Source organism: Pseudomonas sp. FW300-N2A2 (genome assembly GCF_017351735.1).
In the GTDB taxonomy this organism is placed as follows: Bacteria; Pseudomonadota; Gammaproteobacteria; order Pseudomonadales; family Pseudomonadaceae; genus Aquipseudomonas; species Aquipseudomonas migulae.
The window spans coordinates 153,171-173,981 of record NZ_JACNDU010000006.1 but is presented as its reverse complement, the minus strand read 5'-3'; the positions used below and the strand labels follow the sequence as shown (position 1 = coordinate 173,981).

The following is a 20,811-nucleotide window of genomic DNA, read 5'->3' as shown; positions in this document are numbered from 1 at the left end:
TCAGTCCTGGCGAATACGCTGCTTGAAGGTCCGCGCAATGGCTTGCACACCGGGCTGGTAATCGGACTGCTCGATGGCGGCGAGGGCCAGTTCCAGTGCTTTGTCGGCGATCAACTGGTGTTGCTGGGCCATGGCGTTGACCGGCAGCGGCAGAAAGTCCAGCAACTGCGTGTCGCCGAATGTGCCGAGGCGCAGCGGACGGTTTTTCAACGGGAAGTCGTGCAAGGCGTCGAACACACCCTGGAGCAGCACGTAGGAAGTGGTCACCAGCGCGTCCGGCAAATGCCCCAGGCGCTGAAGCATTTCTTCCATCAGTTGCTTGCCGTACTCACGACTGAACGATTCGCCGTGTTCGATGAGGATCTCGCCTTTGAACCCGGCCAGCGCTTCCTTGAAACCGGCGGCCCGTTCCTGACTGATGCTCAGTTCGGGGCGCGCGCCGATCAGGGCGATCTGCTTGGGCAACGGATCGAGCAGGCTGCGCGTCAGTTGCAGGCTGGCTTCACGATCATCACTGATCACCGAGCAGAAATGCTCGGGCTCCATGACCCGGTCGATGGCGATGATCGGAATACCTTTGGCTTGCAACTGGCGGTAACTGTCGTCGCCGGACGGCAGGCAACTGGCGACGATCAACGCGTCGCAGCGCCGGGCGCGGAACAGTTGCAGCAGTTGCCGTTCGCTGTCCGGCGCATCGTCGGAACTGGCGATCAGCAACTGATAACCGCGGGCCCGGGCACCTTGCTCCAGCAGCTTGGCGATACGTGCGTAACTGGGGTTTTCCAGGTCCGGCAGAATGAAACCCAGCGTGCGGGTGTGCCGACTGCGCAGCCCGGCCGCTTGCGGATTGGGCGTGAAGCCATGTTCTTCAACAACCGCGCGCACGCGCTCGACGGTGGCACTGCTGATGCGTTGCTGTTCCGCCTTGCCGTTGATGACATAACTGGCGGTGGTCACGGACACACCGGCCAGTTGGGCGATATCACTGAGTTTCAACTCGGGATTTCCTTGTTTTTCGGCCGATACTTTCGCCAATCCTACCCGATTCAGGCAGGGGACTATTGTCGCAACATATCCGACAAGTTGGACTTCAAGGATGGGACATTATCGAGTAACGTGCCAATCATTCTAGATTAAACGTTTCAGCAAGCGTATTTTCTACGCATCAGGTGCATTTGGCCGGTTCTGCCGCGAAACCGCCAAAAGTGATGATTAAGCGCCTAAGCTGACTCATTCAAAACAATACCTGGCACCTCAAGGTGCCAAAAAGGAGAAAGCATGCTCGAGCTCACTCTAGAGCAGATTTCCATGGGCCAGTCGGCCGTGGACAAGTCCGCAGCACTGCATTTGTTGGCGCAGCATCTGGTCAACGACGGCCTGGTCGCCGAAGGTTATCTCGCCGGTTTGCAGGCGCGCGAAGCCCAGGGCTCGACCTTTCTCGGTCAAGGTATTGCCATCCCCCACGGTACGCCGCAAACCCGCGATCAGGTGTTTTCCACTGGCGTGCGGCTGATGCAGTTTCCCGAAGGCGTGGATTGGGGCGATGGTCAGATCGTCTACCTGGCGATCGGCATTGCGGCCAAATCCGATGAACATTTGCGCCTGTTGCAATTGCTGACCCGCGCCCTTGGCGAAACCGATCTGGGCCAGGCCCTGCGTCGCGCCAGTTCTGCCGAAGCGTTGCTGAAACTGCTGCAAGGCGCGCCGCAGGAACTGGCGCTGGATGCGCAGATGATCGGTCTCGGGGTGTCGGCCGATGACTTCGAAGAACTGGTCTGGCGCGGTGCCCGTTTGCTACGTCAGGCGGATTGTGTGAGCAATGGTTTTTCTGCGGTTTTGCAGCAAGTCGACGCGTTGCCGCTAGGCGACGGTTTGTGGTGGTTGCACAGCGAGCAAACGGTGAAGCGTCCGGGCCTGGCGTTTGTCACGCCGGACAAACCGATGCGCTACCTCGGCCAGCCGCTCAGCGGTCTGTTCTGTCTGGCCAGCTTGGGCGAGGCGCACCAGGCGTTGCTCGAACGCCTTTGTGCGTTGCTGATCGAAGGCCGTGGCCATGAACTGGGACGCGCCACCAGCAGCCGAAAAGTCCTCGAAGTGCTCGGCGGTGAACTGCCGGCGGACTGGCCGAGCGCACGTATTGCGCTGGCCAATGCCCACGGTTTGCATGCGCGCCCGGCGAAGATCCTCGCGCAACTGGCGAAGAGTTTTGAAGGCGAAATTCGTGTGCGCATCGTCGATGGCCAAGACAGCGCGGTGTCGGTGAAAAGCTTGAGCAAACTGCTCAGCCTCGGCGCCCGTCGCGGTCAGGTGCTGGAATTCATCGCCGAGCCGAGCATCGCCGCAGATGCCTTGCCAGCGTTGTTGGCGGCAATCGAAGAGGGGCTGGGTGAAGAAGTCGAGCCTTTGCCTGCCGTGAGCCCGCAGCGCGAAGTGATCACCGAGGTGGCCGAAGTGCTGTTCGCCCCGGCGTCCGGCAGCCTGGTTCAGGCCATCCCCGCCGCACCGGGCATCGCCATCGGTCCGGCGCATATTCAAGTGCTGCAAACCATCGAATACCCGCTGCGCGGTGAGTCCGCCGCCATTGAACGCGAGCGTCTCAAACAAGCGCTGGCGCACGTGCGTCGCGACATCGAAGGCTTGATCGAGCGCAGCAAATCCAAAGCCATTCGCGAAATCTTCATCACCCACCAGGAAATGCTCGACGACCCGGAACTGACCGATGAAGTCGAGACGCGCCTCAAGCAGGGCGAAAGCGCCGAAGCGGCGTGGATGGCGGTGATCGAAGCGGCGGCGAAACAACAGGAATCGCTGCAGGACGCATTGCTTGCCGAGCGTGCGGCGGACTTGCGCGATATCGGCCGTCGCGTGTTGGCGCAACTGAGTGGCGTCGAAACCCCGAGCGAACCTGATCAACCGTACATTCTGGTGATGGACGAAGTCGGTCCTTCCGACGTCGCACGTCTCGATCCGACCCGAGTCGCCGGCATTCTCACCGCCCGTGGCGGCGCCACCGCGCACAGTGCCATCGTCGCCCGTGCGCTGGGCATTCCGGCATTGGTCGGCGCAGGAGCAGCGGTGTTGCTGCTGGCGCCGGGCACGCCGTTGCTGCTCGATGGCCAACGCGGTCGCCTGCACGTGGACGCCGACGCGGCGACCTTGCAGCGCGCCACCGAGGAGCGCGATACCCGCGAGCAACGCTTGAAAGCGGCGGCCGAACAACGTCATCAACCGGCGCTGACCACAGACGGCCATGCGGTCGAAGTGTTCGCCAACATCGGTGAAAGCGCGGGCGTCACCAGCGCAGTGGAGCAGGGCGCCGAAGGCATTGGCCTGCTGCGCACCGAACTGATTTTCATGGCCCACTCGCAGGCGCCGGACGAAGCGACTCAGGAAGTCGAATACCGCCGCGTGCTCGATGGCCTCGCCGGTCGGCCACTGGTGGTGCGCACCCTCGACGTTGGCGGCGACAAGCCGCTGCCGTATTGGCCGATTGCGAAAGAAGAAAACCCGTTCCTCGGCGTGCGTGGCATTCGCCTGACCTTGCAGCGTCCGCACATCATGGAAGCGCAATTGCGCGCGTTGCTGCGGGCCGCTGACAACCGCCCGCTGCGCATCATGTTCCCGATGGTCGGCAGCGTTGACGAGTGGCGTCAGGCGCGGGACATGACCGAGCGCCTGCGCCTGGAAATCCCTGTGGCGGACCTGCAACTGGGGATCATGATCGAAGTGCCATCGGCCGCACTGCTGGCGCCGGTGCTGGCCAAAGAGGTCGATTTCTTCAGCGTCGGCACCAACGACCTCACCCAATACACCCTCGCCATCGACCGTGGCCATCCGACTTTGTCGGCCCAGGCTGACGGCTTGCACCCGGCGGTGCTGCAACTGATCGACATCACCGTGCGCGCGGCCCATGCCCATGGCAAATGGGTCGGTGTGTGCGGCGAACTGGCGGCCGATCCGCTGGCGGTGCCGGTGCTGGTCGGCCTCGGTGTAGACGAGTTGAGCGTGTCGGGCCGCAGCATTGCCGAGGTCAAGGCGCGCATCCGCGAACTCAGCCTGACCCAGACTCAAACCCTTGCCCAGCAGGCGCTGGCCGTGGGCAGCGCCAATGAAGTGCGCGCATTAGTGGAGGCCCTGTAATGGCCAAGATCCTGACCCTGACACTCAACCCGGCGCTGGACCTGACGGTGCAGTTGCCGCGCCTTGAGCCCGGCCAGGTCAATCGCAGCGACGAGATGCACACCCACGCCGCCGGTAAAGGCGTGAACGTGGCGCAGGTGCTGGCAGACCTCGGGCATTCGCTCACCGTCAGCGGCTTTCTCGGCGAGGACAACCTTCAGGCGTTCGAAACCCTGTTCGCCAAACGCGGTTTTGTCGACGCGTTTATCCGCGTTCCCGGTGAGACCCGCAGCAACCTCAAACTGGCGGAAAGCGACGGGCGCATCACCGACATCAACGGTCCCGGACCCAAGGTCAGTGAAGCGGCGCAGCAGGCGTTGCTTGATCGACTGGATCAGATTGCCCCGGGGCATGACGCGGTGGTCGTGGCCGGCAGTCTGCCCCAAGGCGTCAGTCCTGAATGGTTGCAGGCATTGGTACTGCGCTTGAAAAACCTCGGCTTGAACGTCGCGCTCGATACCAGTGGCGAAGCATTGCGGGCGGCGCTCAAGGCCGGTCCGTGGCTGATCAAACCGAACACCGAAGAGCTGGCCGAAGTGCTCGGCTGCGAGGTGGTTTCGGTTGCGGCTCAAGCCGAAGCAGCGAGCCGTTTGCATGCCCAAGGCATCGAGCACGTGGTGATTTCCCACGGCGCCGACGGTGTGAACTGGTTCAGTGTCGGTTCGGCGCTGCACGCCACGCCGCCCAAGGTCAGCGTCGCCAGCACCGTGGGCGCAGGGGATTCGTTGCTGGCCGGCATGCTTCACGGTTTGCTCAAGCCCGATACGCCGGAACAGACCCTGCGCACCGCTACGGCGATTGCGGCGATGGCGGTCACGCAGATCGGTTTCGGTATCGGCGATGCGGCGCAGTTGGCGCGGCTCGAACAGGGTGTGCGCGTGCGCCCCCTGACAGAACAATAAGAGGGTTTGTCATGAAGTTAGCCATCGTTACGGCTTGCCCCAACGGCATGGTCACCAGCGTGCTGTGCGCCCGTTTGCTCGATGCCGCGGCGCAGCGTCAGGGCTGGAGCACCAGTGTCGAAGTGGTGGATGTGGCGCACCCGGAACGCCAGTTGTCGGCGGCTACGATCGAGGCCGCCGAGTGGGTGTTGCTGGTCACCAGCGCGCCGGTGGATATGTCGCGATTCGTCGGCAAGCGTGTGTTCCAAAGCACTCCGGCACACGCCCTGCAAGATGTCGAAGCGGTGCTGCGACGCGGTGCCGAAGAAGCTGAAGTTTACGCCGCAGCCGAAGTCACCGTCGAACCTGCAGCCGTTACCAAAAGCGCTCCGCGCCTGGTCGCGATCACCGCGTGTCCGACCGGCGTTGCTCATACTTTCATGGCCGCTGAAGCCTTGCAGCAAGCGGCCAAGCGATTGGGCTATGACCTGCAAATCGAAACCCAGGGCTCGGTCGGTGCGCGCAATCCGTTGAGCGCGGCAGCGATTGCCGATGCGGATGTGGTGCTGCTGGCCTGCGATATCGAAGTCGCGACCGAGCGTTTTGCCGGCAAGAAAATCTACCGTTGCGGCACGGGCATCGCCTTGAAGCAAGCCGAAGCGACGCTGAATAAAGCCCTGGCCGAAGGCAAGCAGGAAAGCGCCGCGACCGGCGCTAAAGGCCCGGCCAAACAAGAGAAGACCGGCATCTACAAACACCTGCTGACCGGCGTGTCGTTCATGCTGCCGATGGTGGTGGCGGGCGGTCTGATGATTGCCTTGTCGTTCGTCTTCGGCATCACTGCGTTCAAGGAAGAAGGCACACTCGCCGCTGCGCTGATGCAGATCGGCGGCGAGACCGCGTTCAAGCTGATGGTGCCGCTGCTGGCGGGCTACATCGCCTACTCGATTGCCGACCGCCCGGGCCTGGCGCCGGGGATGATTGGCGGCTTGCTGGCGAGCACGTTGGGTGCCGGTTTCATCGGCGGGATCATTGCCGGTTTCATCGCCGGTTACGCGGCGCAGGCGATCAACCGTTACGCGCGTTTGCCGCAAAGCCTTGAAGCGTTGAAACCGATCCTGATCATCCCGTTGCTGGCGAGTCTGTTCACCGGGTTGGTGATGATCTACGTGGTTGGCAAACCGGTGGCCGGGATGCTCACCGGGCTCACGCATTTCCTCGACAGCATGGGCACCACCAACGCGATTCTGCTCGGCGTGTTGTTGGGCGGGATGATGTGCGTCGACCTGGGCGGGCCGATCAACAAGGCCGCTTATGCCTTCTCGGTGGGGCTATTGGCGTCCCAGAGTTATGCGCCGATGGCCGCGACCATGGCCGCCGGGATGGTGCCGCCGATTGGCCTGGGCATTGCCACCTTCATTGCCCGGCGCAAGTTCGCCCAGACTGAACGCGAGGCCGGTAAAGCGGCGTTGGTGCTGGGGCTGTGTTTCATCTCCGAAGGCGCGATTCCGTTTGCCGCCAAAGACCCGCTGCGGGTGATCCCGGCAAGCATTGCCGGTGGCGCGCTGACCGGTGCGCTGTCGATGTATTTCGGCTGCAAACTGATGGCGCCGCACGGTGGATTGTTCGTGTTGGCGATCCCGAATGCGATCAACCATGCCTTGTTGTATTTGCTGGCGATTGTCGCGGGGAGTTTGCTGACGGCGGTGGTGTATGCGGTGGTCAAGCGACCTGAGGTTGTCGAGTTGGCAATAGAACCCGTCAACGCATAATCCACCCTTGTAGGAGCCAGCTTGCTGGCGATGGCGGTATTGAAATTGTCATCGCCGGCAAGCCGGCTCCTACAGGTGTGAGTCGATCACAAAACGCGTGAACGACACGGACCTGTAGGAGCAAGCTTGCTCGCGATAGCAGTTTCCCAGCCAACATAGTTCCTGAGTGCTAAACCGCTCTCGCTCCCACAGTGGGGCTGGTTTGTTTTCGGAGTCATGCCTCATTTCTCCTTGAACCCCGGCAAACCTTGAGTGGCACGCCATTCCTTGAGTGTGCGAGTGATACCTTCTGCCGAGTCGTCAGCGCCGTCTTCCGGGTAAAAAATCAGATCTGACCCTGATGGATGTTCACTGATTTTTTCAAAGTGGAACACCAACGTGTCAATCTCTTTTTCCGTTCCGTCGTGGCTGATGATGCTCTGAAGCAAAGCCACGAACTCGCTCTCTGTGTATTCACCGATTTTGTTTTTCATGGTTTCTGCCGGTCTTCCTTGTGGGTTGTTGCGTGTTGTTTGGGTGTCATTACGCGAAGGTTATCAATATCGAAAACAGCACCTCCATGCTGGATCTGTTCAATGTGATGCAATTCATAACGAGCGTTTCCGCCGTTACGCCCGGTCTTGGGGGCAAACGGGGAGTTGCCACCCAGAACGAAACTTTGATTGCTGGCCTTGAACTGGCCAAGTAGCTCGGCATCATTTCCCACAGCAGTCCAAAACGCCTTCCTGAATGCATCAAAGTCTCTGAATTTTTGCCCCCGAAGCACATCCGCAATCCGCGTTGGAATTGGAGCTCCTAGTCCCGCACCAGCCCCTGCCAGCCAAATACCCGAAACATCTTCACCTACTCCCGTCACTCCTCCCGACTCATACCGTGCATTGAGCACAATGTAGATCGGCTCAAGCCCCGCATCCGCCGGGAACCAGATAATTGCATCCTGGTACTCGGGAGGATGCTCCGGGTTCTCCAGTATCTTGTCGGCCTGCTCCGTGGGCGGGTACACCCATATCGTCGGCAGCGGTGGAGCGCCTTCCAGGGCGGGGACTGTTGGGGCGTCGTCAGGATTGGCGACGGGTGTCCAGGTCAGGCCGATGCCGTTGCCGAGGTCTGCGATGAACTGCTCGCCGTCCTTTCGGGCCTTGATGACGGGGACAAACTCCCAGTCTTTTTTTCCGCCGGTGTAGAAGCCGTAAGCGCTGATGGCGTTGTCCGGCAAGACCTTTACGTTGACGCGTACACGGGTGCGTCCCGCCTCCAGTGCTGCGTATTGCTCGTTTTTGTAGAAGGCGCTGTCGAGCGAAAGGCGGGTGTTGGGCATTAGCAGCGCCACTGTCCCGACGGCTGCCCCGGTCGCCACCACTGAACCCGTCAGCGATAGGGCGAGCGAACCACCGAGACGTTGGGCCAAGGCGTTGCCCGTCGACGAGCCGGCCACCCATTTCAGCGGTGTGCCTTCGGCGGTAATCGCCGCGCCGGTGCCCAGTACCGCCCACAACCCGTAGTCAGCCAGTTTCTCGACTGGGACATAACCGGCGTGGTTGTTGTGATTGATGACACCGTCCGGGAGGTTGCAGCTTTTGGCGAACACGCAACCTTTGAAGTGCGAATCGGGCGTTGTGTCGAGAGCGTTTTGTCGTGTTTTTCGACGGGCCTCCCAACGGGCATTGGCCTCCAGTTCATGCCGTTCGTTCTTGGCGGATACCGCTGCGCCAGCATCCTGGAAGGCTTGCACTTCCTCCGTCGTGGGGAGTTGTCTTGGGGCGGGCAGATAGTCCGGGGATTCCGGGAAACCGAGCTTTTTCATCAGCGCTTCTTTTTCGTCCTTGGACAATCCCGGCGTGTAGCCGGGTTTGCCTCAACCCTATCCGGGACGCTCAGGCGTAGGCGTTAGGACGTTTCCTAAAAGCGGCGCTGAAATTTCCTATTTCATGGTGTTGCAGATGAGGGGCGAGTCGGTAAGACCGCGTTATCGTTCATCGCGAGCAGGCTCGCTCCCACAGGTGACCGAGTTGCCCGGACGGACGCGGTCATTGTGGGAGCGAGCCTGCTCGCGATGACGGTTTAAGATTCAATGAAAATGGTGATGGTTAACCCGTAGTCGAGGGCAAGCCCGCCCCCACAGGGGATCTGCGACGTTGGCAGGTTTTGTGTCACGCCCGGGTCACACAGCCATGCTTTAGTTTTCCTTTTTCAGGGAGAACACCATGAGCGAATTCAACCTCGGTCGCCGTCGTGTCATGCAAGCAGTCGGCGCCGGGATTCTGCTTCCCGGTCTTGCGCCGGCGGTGATTGCCTCGGTCAAGGATCGGCCGCAACTCACCGATGGCGTGCAGTCCGGCGACGTGCTGGGCGACCGGGCGATGGTCTGGAGCCGCAGCGATCGTGCGGCGCGGATGGTGGTGGAATGGGACACGCGTAGCCTGTTCGCCAACCCTCGGCGTTTTGTTTCGCCGCTGGCTGATGCCCGCAGCGATTTCACCGCGCGGGTCGAGCTCACCGGTCTGCCCGCCGACCAGGCGATTTTCTATCGCGTGCATTTCGAAGACGCCCAGAGCGGTGTCACCAGCGAACCCTGGTTTGGCCACTTGCGCAGCGTGCCGCAAACCCGGCGCGACATCCGTTTCGTCTGGAGCGGCGATACCGTTGGCCAGGGCTTCGGCATCAACCCGGACATCGGTGGCATGCGCATCTACGAAGCCATGCGTTTGCGCCTGCCGGACTTCTTTATCCACAGCGGCGACACCATCTACGCCGACGGCCCGGTGCCGGCACAGCTTGTGACTGAAAGTGGTCGCGTGTGGCGCAACATCACCAGCGACGCCAAGAGCAAAGTCGCCGAAACCCTCGACGAGTATCGCGGCAATTACCGCTACAACCTGATGGACGAAAACGTCCGTCGCTTCAACGCCGAAGTGCCGCAGATCTGGCAGTGGGACGACCACGAAGTGGTCAACAACTGGTCGCCGGGCAAGCAACTGGATGAGCGTTACCAGAGCAAGGATATCCACAGCCTGGTAGGCCGCGCACGTCAGGCGTGGCTGGAATATGCGCCTATGCGGTTGCAGAGCGCGGATAACGGCGGGCGGATCTATCGCAAGCTCGGTTATGGGCCGATGCTGGATGTGTTTGTGCTCGACATGCGCAGTTATCGCGAGGCCAATGATGACAACCTCGGTGCAGCCAAACCCTTTCTCGGGCGTGAACAGCTGGACTGGCTCAAGCGTGAATTGAAAGCCTCCAGCGCGCAGTGGAAAGTCATTGCCGCCGACATGCCGATCGGCCTCGGTGTGCCTGACGGTGAAGTCAGCCCCGGTGTGGCGCGCTGGGAAGCGGTGGCCAACGGTGATCCGGGCGCGGCCCAGGGGCGTGAGCTGGAAATCGCCGAACTGCTTGGTTTTCTGCGGGCGCAACAGGTGCGCAATTTCCTGTTCCTGACGGCGGATGTGCATTACTGCGCGGCGCATCACTACCATCCGGATCGTGCCGCGTTTCAGGATTTCGAACCGTTCTGGGAGTTTGTTGCCGGGCCGTTGAACGCGGGGAGCTTCGGGCCTAATCCGCTGGATAAAACCTTCGGGCCAGAGGTTGTGTTCGAGAAAGCACCGTCGGCGCAGAACATGTCGCCGTTTGCCGGGTTTCAGTTTTTTGGCGAGGTGAATATTGAGGGGGCGACGGGGGAGATGAGTGTGGTGTTGCGGGATCTGGATGGGGGCAGTGTGTTTGAGCAGAAGTTGCAGCCACAATGACCTGTAGGAGCCAGCTTGCTGGCGATGGCGGTTTTGATATCGCCATCGCCAGCAAGCTGGCTCCTACAGGGGGGAGGGGGTCAGTAGACGTCGCGGCGGTAGCGGCCTTGCTCGATCAAGCGTTCGACTGCTTCAACCCCGAGCACTTCGTTGAGCACTTGATCCACCCCTGAAGCCATTCCCTGCAAGCTGCCGCAGATGTAAATGACGGCACCGTCATCCAGCCATTGCTTGAGCAAACCGGCGGATTCACGCAGGCGATCCTGCACGTAGATCTTCTCGGCCTGATCCCGCGAAAACGCCAGGTCCAGACGCTCGATATCCCCTGAAATCAACCAGTCTTCAAGTTCGTCGCGGCACAGGTAGTCGTGCTCGCGATTGCGTTCGCCAAACAACAGCCAGTGACGTTGCTGCCCATCGGCGATCCGCGCCTTGAGCAAACTGCGCAGCCCGGCCAGGCCGGTGCCGTTGCCCAGCAGGATCATCGGCAGCGGTTCGACCGGCAGATGGAAACCGCTGTTGCGGCGCACCCGCAGGCTGATGGTGCTGCCCACCGGGGCGTGTTCGGTCAGCCATCCGGAGCCGATACCCAGGCTGCCGTTGGGGTGCAGTTCCTGGCGCACGATCAGTTCCAGCACACCGTCGGCGGCAATCGAGGCGATGGAGTATTCGCGCATGGCCAGCGGCACCAAAGCATCCACCAGTGCTTGCGCGTGCAAGCCGACAAGGTGCGTGCGGTTCTCGGGCAATTGTCGAGTCGCGAGTGCTTGCTCCAGCGCTTGCGACAGGCCATCGAGCATCACCGAGGCGCGACCGTCGATCCCGAGGCCATCGAGGAAATGCTCGATCGCCCACGGGCAATTACGCGGCAACACTTCCACCAGATCACCGGCCAGCCAACTGCTGGTGGTGGGTGCGCTGAGACCCAGCAGGTACACGGGCGAGCCGCTGCTGTCCGGGTTCATCACGTCGCGGCGGCTCAGCGTCCAGTTGTCGTAGCTCGGCGCTTGCCAGGAGTCCACGGGCGCTTGTCCGGTCAGTAGACCAAGTTGCTGCTGCCAGTGACGCAAGGCGTAAGGGTCGCCGCAGTCGACTTCCACCGGCGCGAACAAATGCTTGCCGCCGTGCTCGCCGAGCCAGGCATGCAAGCGTCGGGCGAAACCACAGAAGTGTTGATACTGCCGGTCACCCAATCCAAGCACCGCATAATTCAGGCTCTCCAGGCTCAATGCCCGGCCCAGCACTTTGCGTTCGAAACCACGGGCGCTGTCCGGCGCTTCGCCGTCGCCGAAGGTGCTGACCACGAACAGCGCGTTGCTGGAATGACGCAGGTCTTGCTCGCTGACGCTGGCCAGTGGCTGAACCTTTACCGGCAGGCCTGCTGCCTGCAGTTGGCCGGCGGTCTGCCACGCCAGTTGTTCGGCAAACCCGCTTTGGCTGGCGAAGCCGATCAGCCACGCCGGAGCATCGCTGTCCGGTTGTTCGAGGCCTTTGCGGGCGTCCTTGATCTGCTTTTTCTTGCGTCGACGATCGAGGTACAGCAACCAGCCCGTGACGAAAAACAGCGGCATGGTCAGTGCGCTGAGCGTCAGGACGATCCGCCCGACAATCCCGAAGTAACTGCCGACGTGCAGCGCGTAGATGCTCGTCAGCAGTTGCGCCTTGAAGCTTTTGTCGCTGTAGCGGTCATGGCGTTTGACGACGCCGGTGGCCGGATCGAGGGTGATCTGGTTCAGCGCGCGGTCGTGGGGCGAGGTGTTCAACAGGTAGAACACCGTCGCGGGTTGCCCGGCCACAGGCGGCATACGAATGTTGTACGCACTCAATGCCGGGCCGGCAGCGCTGTAAATGCTGCTCCACATCGATGCGTAATCGGCCGTCGGTGCCGGGCCTTCCGGTGCCGGGCCACGATTGCGAACGCGTTCATTCTGCGGCGCATCGGACAGCAATCGGGTCAGGCCCTTGTTGTACCACTCATAGGACCAGGACAACCCGGTCAGCGCTGCCAACAGATAAAACACCAGGCACCAGGTGCCGGCCACCGAGTGCAAATCCCAGTTGAAGCTGCGGCCTGTTTTCTTCCAGTCGAGGGTCAGCCAGGCGCGCCAGCTTTTCCATTGACGCGGCCAGCGCAGGTACAGGCCGGACAGGCAGAAGAACAGCAGAATCAGTGTGCACGCGCCGGTGATCTGCCGACCGGTATCGCCCATGGCGAGGAAGCGGTGCAGTTTCAGCATCAGGTCGAAGAAACCCTGGCCGGTGGCGTCGCCCATGAACTCGGCGGTGTACGGATCGAAGTAGCGCATCTCCCCGCGACGCTCACCCGGTGGCGGGGTGAAGTTCACCCGTGCGGCGTTACCGCTGTCGGTGTCGACCCAGAGCATCGAGACTTTCTTGCCCGATGCACCCTCGATTTTTTCCACCAGTTCAGCGGGCGGCAGCACGCCGGCGACCTGTTTCTCGACCTGCAACACCGACGGGTTGAGTGCGCGCAGGATTTCATCCTCAAACGACACTATCGCCCCGGTGATGCCCATGAGGGCCAGGACCAGCCCGGCACTGATACCGAAAAACCAGTGCAACTGGAACAGGGTTTTCTTCAACACGTCACTCGCCTTGTTCGTTCGAAATTGTCATCACGGCGCGCATTATGCCGTGGGCTGTCGAGAAGCATTCTTTTTTACACACAAAAGCCCCGTTCAATTGCGTGAACGGGGCCTTTCCCTGATTCCAGCCTTCATCTGCACACCTGTAGGGGCACAGCTTGCTGGCGATGACGGTGTGTCAGGCAACATAAATGCTGTCTATGCCGACGTCTTCGCGAGCAAGCTTTGCTCCTACAGGGTTGTGGTGTGGTCAAAAGTGGAAGTTGGCGCTCAGCAGGGCGGTACGGCCGGCCGCTACGTGGGCGTAGTGGGTCTGCAGTATCTGGTCGAAGTAACGCTTGTCGGTCAGGTTCTGCACGTTGAGTTGCAGGTCGACGTTTTTGGTCAGGCGGTAGCTGGCCATCGCGTCGTAACGCCAGTAGGACGGGATCTCCACCGAGTTGGCGATGTTGCCGAACTGCGAGTCAACAAAAGTGGCACCCGCACCCACGGTAAGCTTGTCCGGCACCACGTCGTAAGTCGACCACAGGGTGAAGTTGTTCCGCGGGGTGCTCGGCATGTGGTTACCTTCATCGGCGGCGAGGGTGGTTTTGACCACTTCGCTTTCCATGTAGGTGTAGCCGCCGAAGACTCTCCAGTTGCGGGTCAGCTTACCGGTGTACGTCAGCTCGAGGCCGTTGACGGTTTGCTCGCCATCCAGCACTTGCGAGGTGGCACCATCCGGATCGTTCATACGTGCGTTGGTTTTCTCGGTGCGGAACAGTGCAGCGGTCAGCGACAGGTCGTCACCGAAGAAGTCCCACTTGGTGCCGATCTCGTAGTTGCGGTTCTTTTCCGGGTCCAGATCGGTGTTGTTCGCCGCCAGATCCAGGCCACCGTTGCCGCTGGTTTCACCGGACGGGTTGCTGGAGGTGGAGTAGGCCGCGTAGATGCTGCCGTTAGGCAACGGGTTGTAGACCACGCCGATCTGGTAGTTGACCAGGTCGCTGGTGTTCTCGCGGGAGAAGTCGTTCGCCGGCGCTGTGCTGCTAGCGTTGGCGTGGCCGCTGGATTCCACCTGGTAGTTGTCATAACGCAGGCCCAGGTTCAGGGACCATTGATCGTTGAACTTCAGCGTGTCGAACACGTAGGCCGCAGCGGTTTTGGTGTCGGTGTCGGTGAACGCGGCGCTGTCGGTAATCGTGCCGTTCCAGTTATCCCCAGGTGTCGGGTTGTACAGACTGGTGCAGTCGCCGGAGCGGAAGAGTGCAGTGTTGCACGTCGTGCCGTTGGCGGTCAGGCTGTAAGGGCGGTTGTGGGTGTCTTGATAAGAGAACTCAATACCGGTGACCAGGCTGTGTGCGATGGTGCCAGTGTCGAACTTGGCGCTCAGGTCGGTCTGGTTGATCCAGCCGCTGGACGTCGAATTACGGCTCTTGGCGCCACGGTACACACTGCCCTTGGCGACGTTGCCCTTGCTGTCGTCCGGGTTGGTGACGATGTAGTCCAGCGTCGAACGGGACATGCGGAAGCTGTTGGACACGGTCAGGTCTTCATTCAGATCGTGCTCGATCTTGAAGGTGCCGCTGTCATTGGTGGTCTCGCGGAAGTCGCGGCTGGTGACGCCGTAGAAGTTGTCGCGGTCGACATGCACCGGTTTGTCGACGTTGTACTTGCTGCGGGCCGGGTTCAGGGTCAGCGGAATGCCGTAGTCCGGCATGTCGTCGGTTTCAACGTGGTAGTAACCGAGGGTCATGCGGGTATCGGTGCCCAGGCCGAAGGCGAACGTCGGCGCGACACCCCAGCGGCTGACGTCCACGGTGTCACGACCGGCGACATTGGCTTCGTGTTTCATCAGGTTCAGGCGGAAGGCCGAGGTGTCGGTCATCTGCTGGTTCAGGTCGAGTGTGGTGCGCTTGGTCTGATCCGAGCCCCAGGTGAAGCCGCCATTGTAGAAATTGCCCAGTTTGGCGGTCTTGCTCACCAGGTTCAGGCTGCCACCGGTGGAGCCGGCGCCGGTGTAGGCCGACCCCGGGCCTTTGCTGACTTCGATCGATTCAACGTTGAAGATTTCGCGGCTCTGGGACGCCGGGTCGCGCATGCCGTCGACGAACGTGTCGCTTTCAGCGCTGAAGCCACGAATGATCGGACGGTCGCCCGCCGGGTTACCGCCTTCGCCAGCACCGAAGGTGATGCCGGGTGTCGTGCGCAAGGCGTCGACCAGGCTGGTAGCGCCTGTGTCGCGGATCACCTGCTGCGGAATCACGGTGACACTTTTCGGCGTTTCACGCAGCGGTGCGGTGTATTTCTTGTTGGCCGAGGTATCGGTCTTGTAGGAGGTATCGTCCTGTGTTTCGCCGGTGATGGCAGTGGCGTCCAGGGAAATCGCATTGTTCGGCGCTTTTTCGGTCTTTTCGGCCGCGAAAACCATATGCCCCGCAGAGCCGGCGGTGATTGCCACGCCAATCGCAGAAGCGAGCAAACGCGGTGAATTGACAGGTAATTGTGGTTGTTGGCGTGACATGTGAATTCCCCTCCCCAAGGATTTGAGGCCGCGGAATATAGGGTAGACGCGTCTATGTATCAATTGCGAAACGTTTCTATTCGCACTGAATTTACATTCTTTACAATTTACCCTTACGGTTTTTGCTGTTTCATTCGTCATGGGGGTTTTACAGCGTCAATAAGAATCAATACCATTGACGCCCCTTTGTCTTCAGGTGGTCCTCATGCTGCTGCACATTCCCGGCTTGTTCACTAAAGAAGAAGTGCAGCGCATCCGCGAGGCTCTGGAACAGGCAGATTGGGCCGACGGCAAGATCACCGCCGGCTACCAGTCGGCCAAGGCCAAACACAACCTGCAACTGCCGGAAGGTCATCCACTGGCCAAGGAAGTCGGCGCGGCGATGCTGGAACGGTTGTGGAAAAATCCGCAGTTCATGTCTGCGGCGTTACCGCACAAGGTCTTTCCTCCGTTGCTGAACTGTTACACAGCGGGCGGCAGTTTCGACTTTCATATCGACAACGCCGTGCGCCAGCCCAAAGGCAGCATCGAGCGCGTGCGCACGGATTTGTCGTCGACCCTGTTCTTCAGTGAGCCGGAGGACTACGACGGCGGCGAACTGGAAATCCAGGACACCTACGGCACCCAGCGCGTGAAGTTGCCGGCCGGCGACATGGTCTTGTACCCCGGCACCAGCCTGCACAAGGTCAATGCCGTCACCCGTGGTACACGGTTCGCCTCATTCTTCTGGACCCAAAGCCTGGTCCGCGAAGACAGCCAGCGCGCCCTGCTGTTCGAGATGGACGGTGCGATCCAGCAACTGACGCAGGACATGCCCGACCACCCTTCACTGATCCGCCTGACCGGCACGTATCACAACCTGTTGCGTCGCTGGGTCGAGGTATGAGTTTTCAACTGCGCCGCGAGGAAGTGCTCGACGGCGATCACCTCAAAGCCATGCTTGAGGAAAGTCCTGCGCGTGCTGCTCAGGCAATCCTGATCGCTGCCCGCGAAGGCGTGCTCGACGCGCAAGCCTTGCTCGGCCAGATTCTGCTGGACGGACAGGGCATCGCGCTGGATCAACCGCTGGCGCTGCGCTGGTTCGAGATAGCCGCTCAGCGCGGGCACCTGATGGCGCGCAACATGCTCGGTCGCTGTCATGAACATGGCTGGGGTTGTGCGGCAGATGCTTCAGTTGCAGCGCAGCATTATCGCGTCGGCGCTGAAGCCGGACTGGATTGGGCGATGTACAACTACGCCAACCTGCTGGCGACCGGGCGCGGGGTGACCGAAGATCAGCCGCAAGCGCTGAGTTTTTATCGCCGCGCTGCGGAGCTGGGCCATGCGAAGTCGATGAACCTGCTTGGGCGTTACCTGGAGGAAGGACGGATTTGCCCCGCGGATCTGCAAGGCGCACGCGAGTGGTATCGACGTTCGGCCGATGCCGGGGATTTTCGCGGGCAGTTCAGTCATGGCGCGGTTTTGGTGGAGCAGGGCAGGCTTGACGAAGGAATGGCCTGGTTGCGCCAGGCGATGGTCAACGGCAATCAGCGGTTCCTGCGGGTCAGTGTCCAACGCTTGCGCGAAGCGTCCGACCCTGCGCTCAAGTGTTTGGCTGAGGAGTTTGCCCATCACGAACAAACACTGTTCGGTCGAACCTGAAAGACGCTTCATATAAACATGAAGTGGGTTGTTTCGCAGGTTTGTATTCTTTTCTTATATATGCCCCTCAGGGATTCTTTGACAGCACTTTTATAAGTGGATTAGTCTTTTGTTCAGCGCAGTTAAATGGGATTTGACAGTGCGCCGTTACGATCTGCTTTAAATTATTTAAATATATTCATGCCTATAGTTAATGGAGTAGTTATGAGCAATGACACATTGTGGGAGAACTCTTTACGGGGGGCGAACTACGAGAAGATTACCGAGTTTGCAACCGAAGTTCCAAAGATACTGTCCGATGCGTCCAGCGCGGATGCGGACAATGTGACGCGTGAAGCCGGTTTGTTGCTGACAAAAAAACAGATCATTGATCTGCGCAAGTATGAAGCCGCAGGCTTGGCCCTTCCGTATACATTGAAGGATGTCACCGACTATCTGCGCTTCGGTGCAGGCCAGGATGGCGGTGCCGGTCTCAGGGCCGCCGATTTCCTGAAGACGTTTGTCGAAACTCGTGATCACGCCAGGCGCTGGTCACCGCTGCGCGAACGCATCATGATCACCGGGACCGAACTGAAGCTGTTTGGCGCAAGCATGCAGCGCTACGGCGAAGACATGGAAGAGGTCTACCTTGATCTGAAGTCCGGTCCATTGCTTGAAAAGTACAATGTCAAAACACTGGAGCAACTGAAAAAGTTGCAACTTGAACTGGGCGATAAATTTCCCGGTATAGAACTTGATGCGGATACGATTCCGGACATGAAGTTTTACCTGGGTAAAATATTCGACAGGGTTGCATCCAATCTGGTGAGTGTCCGGGGTATAAAAACCGATCTGGACAAGTTTGGTTATGACCTGCGTGAAAAAGTGCTTCCAGGTATCAAGTTGCGCGTGGCATTGATTCAAACCAATTCCTATCCAGCGGAAGTCAAGAAACTCGATGAAGTCATCGCCCGTCGTGCCGAAGAGATTCTGGAAAAGAATACCCAATACCAGGCGTTGGTCGACAAGGCGCTGGGCTCGGCAGCCGGGTTGAATCTTTTCGGCTTGGGAATGGCTATTTACTACGGTGTCGAAGCGGAGGCGGTACGAGCCGTACGCAAGGAACTGAACGCGGCGCAGGACAAAGACATTGAAGTCCTGAGAAACATGAACCAGACCCTCGGTTCGTTAAAGCGTGTCGAACAGGATCTGCAAAACCTGACCGTCATCGCCATTGATGCTGATCTGGCCACGCAGAATCTCATACACGTCTGGAATGTCATGCATCGGTACGTCGATGAATCGTCGAACGCCATGTTGGGCATCACCGATGCGCTGAGTTTGAGGCGCTTCATGTCGTCATTCCGAGAGGTCGTCGGCCCTTGGGTGCAAATCCACAATGATGCGGACCTCTTGATCGAAGTGTTCAAGGAAGCGGATCGGGAATACAACCAGGACCAAGGAAGGGCGGTACCCAAAATGACAACTTTTTCCATCAAGCAGAACTACCCGGAGCCGAATCTTCAGGTTCTGAAGGACAGCCATCACGCGATGCGTGACGATGCTGTCGCGGCCGAAGCCCTTTTTATCCGGCTCAATTACTTGCCGGGAGTATTCGATCGCTTTCAAAGATTGCTCGGCGATGTCGGTGCCGCAGCCCGGGATCTGCGTGAATCGAGCCTCAACAGCAAGATGGACCTGGAGTCCAAGGTTCGTAAGTTAGTGGCGCTTGAAAAGGAATTGACCGGTGCCGTTGAGGGTTCCGAGGAGTTCGACGAGATTGAAGAGGATCTCATTGCGGCATTGAAAAAAATGCTCGCCATCACGCGCAGCGAGGCGAGCAAAGTGAGTATTCGCCTGGCCAACATCAGCGACGGGTATGACCGACGTACCACATTGGGTTACATCGCTGGCCTGGAAAAAGACCAACTCGATGCCAAAGAGTCCAAACAAGCGTTGAGCGAGACTCAGGTCAAGCTTCAACGTGAGCTCAAGGTTTTGTCCGAGGCAATCAGCGCAATCGAAAAAGCCGGTATCGAGAAAATTGGCAAAGACATTGCCTTGACCATCGACAAGCTCAAAGAGCTGGGCATGGCGCCGCCGCAAGCTCAGATCGTGATGTTTGCGATCGATGAACTGAAGAAAGCCATGGCCGATATCAACGCAGGCATCACCTTCATCAACATGATCCATGAAAGCAACAAGCTTCAGGACAAGGTCAATGAGCTTGGTCGAAAGATTGCGCTCAAAGACCGGGATATCGATCAGTCGGTGGGCAAGATCGAGTTTATCCACTTGATTCATGCGCTGGACGACCAACGCCAGCGTTATGTGGGCGAGTACAAGCTGGCTGTTGCTGCATTCAAGCAATTCCTGACGGTCATGGAGGGCGATACGGCGGGTGATGTCGCGACGCGCAGTGCCAGGGCCATTAAAGAAGCGAGCCAGTTCATTGGCTTCCTGACGCCAATTTCACGGCCGTAACGCCAGCATTCACTGATGGCAGGGGTGGCTTTCATCGAGCATGGCGACCCTTGCCTGATAGTGATCAGTGACAGCTCTCCACGCTGGCCTTCGTCAGTGTCATCAGGTTATTTGCCATGTATGAGTTTTTGCTTGCGAAGACGCATTTCGTTGCGTTGAAAAAATACTTCGATTTCCTCCGCGCACTTCCCGCCACGCTGGATCAACTGAAAAGCCATTCGGACAACTTGCAGCGTCAGGGACATGTGCCGACGACAGGACCTGACGCCGAGCGTCTTAAAGTGCTGGCTTCATTCAGTACCGGTTATCTGGAACGGCTTGAGGCTGATATTTCGGCGCTGGGTAAGGTGTGTGATGAGAACTTGCACTCCATCGAGGTGTTTACCGTGGAGTGCCAAATACTGGCCAAACTGTCGCACAAGCAAGGCCGCTCTTTCAGTATCAGCTCCGTGAACTACAAATTATTCAGCCTGTCCCGATCGCAGTGGTGGATCTGGTTTCCTCCCAGTGATGTCGACGGCCTGGCTTTCGAGCTTTCTCTGCGCCTGGGTCGTACCAAGTCTGCACTGTTGGACTTCAAGGCTGTGCCGCAGGAATTGCACAATGATATCCAGAACGTGTTCGAGCGGTTTTTCCGGTCGTTGACGTTGAAATCCTGTGAGTGCCACTCGCGCTATTCCCGACTTGAAGCCTGGTACGTGGATGGCGGATCAGGCCTGCCCGGGCTGAGTGGCGCTGCCAGTCCAGGCGATTCTGCACAGGCGCGTCAGGCGCGGGCGAACGAGCATCTGCGTGAACTGTTCGCGATCAAGACAGAGGCCTGCTCGGCGATTCACAATCTGAGCGACTTCCTCTATGCAATGCAGCACTTTCTGACGGTAGCTGAGCTTGAATTACGTAACGTCAGGCCGACTATTAAACTCTCGCAATTGAACTGCGCTCTGGCGCAGGTCGAGCATGTGCTGGAAGAGGTCAAGTCGATGGCTGAACAAATGCGGTACTGGTCCCGGGCATAAAAAA

Annotated in this window: 13 protein-coding genes; 8 read left to right on the top strand and 5 right to left on the bottom strand. The window is 59.5% G+C overall.

The window, feature by feature from the left end; all coding sequences use genetic code 11:
- Window positions 1-996 carry a catabolite repressor/activator gene (gene cra / locus J4E42_RS11555; RefSeq protein ID WP_008036238.1) on the bottom strand — a complete coding sequence of 332 codons (996 nt, stop codon included), beginning with the start codon at window positions 994-996 and terminating at the stop codon, window positions 1-3.
- A 282-nt stretch (window positions 997-1,278) separates the two neighbouring features.
- Between cra and ptsP the strand changes: the two genes are divergently transcribed.
- The 3 genes from ptsP to J4E42_RS11540 are packed head-to-tail and all read left to right on the top strand — an operon-like array spanning window position 1,279 to window position 6,832.
- On the top strand, window positions 1,279-4,140 hold the full coding sequence (gene ptsP, locus J4E42_RS11550; RefSeq protein WP_207285293.1) for a phosphoenolpyruvate--protein phosphotransferase: 2,862 nt from the start codon (window positions 1,279-1,281) through the stop codon (window positions 4,138-4,140).
- Complete coding sequence (gene pfkB, locus J4E42_RS11545) at window positions 4,140-5,081, top strand: 1-phosphofructokinase (protein ID WP_207285292.1); 942 nt, start codon at window positions 4,140-4,142, stop codon at window positions 5,079-5,081. The genes ptsP and pfkB overlap by 1 nt, the downstream gene beginning before the upstream one ends.
- An 11-nt stretch (window positions 5,082-5,092) precedes the next feature.
- Window positions 5,093-6,832: a PTS fructose-like transporter subunit IIB gene (locus J4E42_RS11540; protein ID WP_207285291.1), complete on the top strand. Its 1,740-nt coding sequence runs from the start codon at window positions 5,093-5,095 to the stop codon at window positions 6,830-6,832.
- A 221-nt stretch (window positions 6,833-7,053) separates the two neighbouring features.
- On the opposite strand, the gene J4E42_RS11535 is transcribed toward J4E42_RS11540, so the two are convergent.
- Both J4E42_RS11535 and J4E42_RS11530 read right to left on the bottom strand, forming a co-directional pair.
- Entirely contained in the window at window positions 7,054-7,305 is a 252-nt protein-coding gene (locus tag J4E42_RS11535; RefSeq protein ID WP_008024432.1) for a bacteriocin immunity protein, read from the bottom strand.
- On the bottom strand, window positions 7,302-8,636 hold the full coding sequence (locus tag J4E42_RS11530; protein ID WP_207285321.1) for an S-type pyocin domain-containing protein: 1,335 nt from the start codon (window positions 8,634-8,636) through the stop codon (window positions 7,302-7,304). The genes J4E42_RS11535 and J4E42_RS11530 overlap by 4 nt, the downstream gene beginning before the upstream one ends.
- Window positions 8,637-9,036: 400 nt before the next feature.
- Between J4E42_RS11530 and J4E42_RS11525 the strand changes: the two genes are divergently transcribed.
- Window positions 9,037-10,578: an alkaline phosphatase gene (locus J4E42_RS11525; RefSeq protein WP_207285290.1), complete on the top strand. Its 1,542-nt coding sequence runs from the start codon at window positions 9,037-9,039 to the stop codon at window positions 10,576-10,578.
- 80 nt (window positions 10,579-10,658) lie between these two features.
- Here the strand turns inward: J4E42_RS11525 and J4E42_RS11520 are convergent, their stop codons facing one another.
- Together J4E42_RS11520 and J4E42_RS11515 are read right to left on the bottom strand one after the other, a co-directional pair.
- Entirely contained in the window at window positions 10,659-13,184 is a 2,526-nt protein-coding gene (locus tag J4E42_RS11520) for a sulfite reductase flavoprotein subunit alpha (protein ID WP_207285289.1), read from the bottom strand.
- Between the two features lie 250 nt (window positions 13,185-13,434).
- A complete protein-coding gene (locus J4E42_RS11515; protein ID WP_207285288.1) occupies window positions 13,435-15,687 on the bottom strand; it encodes a TonB-dependent siderophore receptor in 2,253 nt (750 codons plus the stop codon).
- Window positions 15,688-15,892: 205 nt separating this feature from the next.
- Here J4E42_RS11515 and J4E42_RS11510 point away from each other — a divergent pair, with 205 nt between their 5' ends.
- From J4E42_RS11510 to J4E42_RS11495, 4 genes are all read left to right on the top strand, one after another.
- Window positions 15,893-16,573: a Fe2+-dependent dioxygenase gene (locus J4E42_RS11510; protein WP_008036255.1), complete on the top strand. Its 681-nt coding sequence runs from the start codon at window positions 15,893-15,895 to the stop codon at window positions 16,571-16,573.
- Window positions 16,570-17,328 carry a tetratricopeptide repeat protein gene (locus J4E42_RS11505; RefSeq protein ID WP_207285287.1) on the top strand — a complete coding sequence of 253 codons (759 nt, stop codon included), beginning with the start codon at window positions 16,570-16,572 and terminating at the stop codon, window positions 17,326-17,328. Before J4E42_RS11510 ends, J4E42_RS11505 begins: the two co-directional genes overlap by 4 nt.
- Before the next feature lie 204 nt (window positions 17,329-17,532).
- Entirely contained in the window at window positions 17,533-19,791 is a 2,259-nt protein-coding gene (locus tag J4E42_RS11500; protein WP_207285286.1) for an alpha-xenorhabdolysin family binary toxin subunit A, read from the top strand.
- Between the two features lie 116 nt (window positions 19,792-19,907).
- On the top strand, window positions 19,908-20,807 hold the full coding sequence (locus J4E42_RS11495) for a hypothetical protein (protein WP_008036259.1): 900 nt from the start codon (window positions 19,908-19,910) through the stop codon (window positions 20,805-20,807).
- The last annotated feature ends 4 nt before the right edge of the window (window positions 20,808-20,811 follow it).